The organism is Mesorhizobium sp. M7A.F.Ca.CA.001.08.2.1, assembly GCF_003998455.1.
Classification (GTDB): Bacteria; Pseudomonadota; Alphaproteobacteria; order Rhizobiales; family Rhizobiaceae; genus Mesorhizobium; species Mesorhizobium ciceri.
The window spans coordinates 1-580 of the sequence record NZ_RZPW01001410.1; the positions used below are offsets into that span (position 1 = coordinate 1).

The 580-nt window shown below is 57.4% G+C and carries 1 protein-coding gene; it reads left to right on the forward strand.

Annotated features, from left to right (window positions below; genetic code table 11):
• A partial coding sequence (locus EN914_RS38625) for a hypothetical protein (RefSeq protein WP_206527358.1) occupies window positions 1–203 on the forward strand: 203 nt, incomplete at its 5' end.
• Window positions 204–580 lie beyond the last annotated feature (377 nt).

A 580-nucleotide genomic window follows, 5' to 3' on the forward strand; every position in this document is an offset into this window, starting at 1 on the left:
GGTCAAACCAGGATCGTAGAGGAGATGGCATCGTGGATCGTGCCATAGAGGCTGTCGATGGGCTGGCGGAAGCGTCCATGCAGTCACGATGCTTTCAGCTCATCGAACCTCGGGCGCCAAAGAGTGTTCCGTTGGTTTTTGCTGAAATGGCGGGGACTTTTTCCTCCGGCGGTGATTTTCGTCGCCATGACAAAACTGTCTGACCTTGGACCTCGCATCCCCCGCAACGGGGGTAATTGCATTCGCGAAAAGGACCGCTTCTACGCGTGTCCATCTTGCGGCCAGAAAGTCGATCAGACCGATTTGCGGCAAGTCATGTGGCACGAACGGCCTGGCCACGAGCCGCTGGAGCCGGAAGACAGCGCGACGATAATCAAGTTCCCGGAGCCCCGGAAATAGCGATCAGTCGCATGTGACCCGCCGTCCATCGAGGCAGCGGGCGCGACTTCCCCCCTCGCAAAAATCAAAGGAACAAAGGTCAGATCTCGCAGTTGTGCGATCACCTGGGAGGGAACGATGTTGCATCACGAAATCGGCACTGTTTCGGACTGGTCGAAGTTGGTGGCGGACGATCCTCTCA